General features: G+C 50.7%; 2 protein-coding genes. Both read right to left on the bottom strand.

Annotated features, from left to right (window positions below; all coding sequences use genetic code 11):
• On the bottom strand, window positions 1-842 hold an 842-nt coding region (locus tag AC3DOM_RS16725; protein WP_487920175.1), incomplete at its 3' end, for a cation:proton antiporter.
• 94 nt (window positions 843-936) lie between these two features.
• Window positions 937-3,309 carry an MGH1-like glycoside hydrolase domain-containing protein gene (locus tag AC3DOM_RS16720; RefSeq protein WP_487920174.1) on the bottom strand — a complete coding sequence of 791 codons (2,373 nt, stop codon included), beginning with the start codon at window positions 3,307-3,309 and terminating at the stop codon, window positions 937-939.
• Window positions 3,310-3,530 lie beyond the last annotated feature (221 nt).

Raw genomic sequence — 3,530 nt, 5'->3', positions numbered from 1 at the left:
GAGTTTGCCAGAAATGCGCCATATTCCCAGAAATTATTTACGACAATCCGTGTGGTTGGAGACATACCGCGTGGGCCGACATTCCCGTTGACGATACCAGCCACCACAACTGCCAGCACGCCGCTCACATGGAGCTCTTCACCGATGAGGTATGCGCCAAAAGCAAGGATGGTTGTGATCGTGGTTTCAACAAGGGCATCGTCTATCCGGCCAATGGCCTGCGAGGCCAATATCCCCAAGATCAAGCCTACAAAAACACCTCCACCGGCCACACGCACAAAGTCGATCAGGCTTTCGGTCAGGTTAAATTGCCCGCGCAAAGCGATATCGAGCATCAGGCCAAACATCACAATAGCAGTGCCGTCGTTGAAAAGGCTTTCCCCTTCGAGCAAAATTTGCAGGCGTTTGGGTACACCCAACTGTTTGAAAAGCGCCACAACTGCCACAGGATCTGTCGCTGCGATCAAGGCGCCAAAGACCAATGCGGTAGCCATCGACATTCCCGTTCCCCAGTTGATCGCTCCCCCCACCAACATCGTTGTCAGGATTACGCCGGGAATTGCCAAAAGCATGATCAGCCCAAAATCACGCCGCAAATCATCCACGCGGATATGGAAGGCCGCTTCAAAAAGCAGGGGCGGAACCAGGATTCCCAAAATTAACTCGGGAGAAATAATTAACTCACTCTGCCTGATAAAGGTCAGCACCAGCCCCATAATGACCAAACCAACTGTATAGGGCCAGCGGAACCGTTTTGCCAGGATCGATACAACTAAGGCAATTAGCAGCAATAGCAGGATGCTGCGTTCTGCTTCAAGAATAATATGGCCAAGTTCTTCCATAGACTTTTTCTTCTTATGAGTCGATGAGTATCACTTGCAAGGATACATTTGATACTAGAGGTGACCAGCACCTCATATTCTATATACTATACCTTTAAATGGATACAGTGCACGGATTCTCATCCGTGACCTCAATTTGCTCTCCATTCGGAAAGGTGATCTCGGTCTTTTCCGCATCTCGTTTAACTTTCAACCTGCGATACTTTATCGTTACCGGCCATGGGAAGGGATTCTGCCCTTCCAGCCGCACCTTTGTCGCTGAGATGATCTCTACTCCCAAAATTTGCAGGAAGAGTCCCGTTGGGGCGAGGCCGCTGAGTGCATTCCGCTCACCGACGCCTGTTCCAACTACGGCATTATAGGTTTGATAAAAAGCGTTATTTTTTTTCAGGTTTTGCAGGATACCGTGCATCAGATATGCGAATAGGCGCGTCGCTTCACGTTGATATCCGTAGGCCAGCAAACCCTCGGTAACCAGTTGATTCCAGGGGAGGTGAACGCTGAGGCAGGTTGCCTCGGCCTCTATTGTCGGGGGGGAGGGGCAGGCTGGCAAGCCAAATGGGCGCTTATATTTTTCGGCATTGGATATTGTTCGGTCCACGAGCGATTCTGCCTGTTTTTCGTCCATCATCTCCGCCCAGAGAGGTAAAAGTTGAGTATGATCGTCTGCACTCAAATCGACTGTGCGGATGATGATTTTGTCCTTCTCATCCACATCGTTGATCGTAATCTTTCCGGTTTTTCCATAGATCTTTTTGCTGGTGGCAACTGAGCCTGCGCTGGTGGACTTGAATTCGAGGGGAGTGATGGTTTCGCCATTGCCGAGTTTGAAGATAAATTCGCTGATCTCGGCCTCAGGGCGGCGAGTGGCGCTGCCTTCTGTTTTGATTTCAATCAATAGACGGACGGGTTTCTTAAAGCTCTCATTGAGGATGATTTCCCCGCCGCCGGTTTGACGGTGAAGAATTTTACCGTGTTGGGCGAGATTGCTATCTCGGTCTAGGTGTCGGTAGGCTGCCTGTCGTGGCTTCCAGCAGGCCTGAAGACCAGTGAGCAGAACCTCGGCTTGTGTATTTAGTATGGCGAAATCGTTCTTTTCGCCAATGATTTCACCGATTTTGATCAGGGATTTTGCCTCACGGTAGAGTGCGGAAAAAAGTGAGGGGCTGTGAACAGTGGATATATCTACACCACGCCCCCAGGGATGCCAGCTATCGAAAAGGGGATGATCTTCAAAGCCTGTCTGGAGAGGATGGTCCCATTCAGGGAGATTGTCATTATTGCGATCATGCTCTGGCCCAAACCATGCCCAGAAGAATTGGAGCAGCGCCGGGTATGCTTCGGCGAGAAAGTGCTCGTCCTGGTTCTTTTTGTACAGATCCCATGCAAAAGAGGCGAGAAAAGGCGCCGCAAGCAGTTGGCTGCGCTGACCAGCCAGACCGGGTTTGTGATCAATATTGCCCGATTCGTTTTTAGCAGATAAAAAGTTTTTCAGGAGACCTTGCCCCAATAGGGGAGCGCCGGGCAGAAGACTGGCCAGATAAAGAGCCTCAAGAGGTGACTGCCCGCTCCAAATAGGCGGATGGTCGCTGCCATCACCACTGCGGGAATTTCCATGATCGGGTTGCCGCGCAGAGACAAAGGTGGGCTCTGGTAAATGATCGCTTGCCTTAAAAAAGAGCCGAAAGGCGGCTTGCTGGCTGAGGGCAAAAGCCGCATCCCAGGCAGGGTCGCCAGTTTCAATATCAACCACCTGGCTGGCATTGGTCAATTCGATCCGGGCACGCTCGGCATCCCAGGGGCGTGCAACCGTGCGACGAGCGAGTTCGAAGGAATCTTCTCTTTCGGGTAGCGCGGCTTGCGCCCAGCTAAAGCGCCGTTTTGCGCCGGGTCCGAGGTCAAATTTCAGGTTGAGAGAGGGCTGTGGTCCTGTGCCAAAGGAGGGGCCGCCCGTCAGAAAGATAACGGGTGCAAGATTCGCGGTCTTTCCTGCCAGGATATTGACCGCCTGGATTTGTTCCTGCTGAAGATTTCTCCCCATTAGTGGAGATAAAAGCGCGCATAATTCAAACTCGATTTGGCGTTCATCTGTAGTTCTGTTGGCGATATTTAGACGCCCGCAAATGCTATGAGAGTCGGGAATCCAATATTCGGCGGTGACCTCAAGATCCTTAAAGGGAAAAAATTTGACCTCCAAAAAGTTGGCATAAAAGAGGGTAATCCGTGGCGGGGTCGCGAAAAAAGCGGGATCGCTGATCATATTTCCATCTTCATAAAAACGTGGAAAAATCCGCATGGCGCGCGCGCGCAATCCATAGGTGGTCCTTAAAGCCAGGGAAGCGGGTTCCCCACTGCCAAGCTCTAATTCCCAAATATGATCGTTGCCATAGTCAGGGGATGATAACCGGGCATCCGCCGCCATAGTTAAAGAAAGTGGATCGTCGGAGCCAAGGGACCAGGTTCGCATGGCTTTATTGTACGATAGTTTGGAAGTAGTTCAAAGGTTATATGCTAGAATCATGGATACTAAAAAGCGTATGGAGTGTTATTGTATCTGATCAAACCATACGAATAGGAGTTTATATGACATCCACGATCCCTGCCGTTCGCGGTAAGTATTTTGAAGAGTTTGAAGTTGGGCAAAAAATGATCTCACCCGGACGAACTATCACCGAGAGTGATGTGGTC

Source organism: Candidatus Desulfolinea nitratireducens, from assembly GCF_982879505.1.
This window is presented reverse-complemented; position numbering and strand designations above follow the sequence as displayed.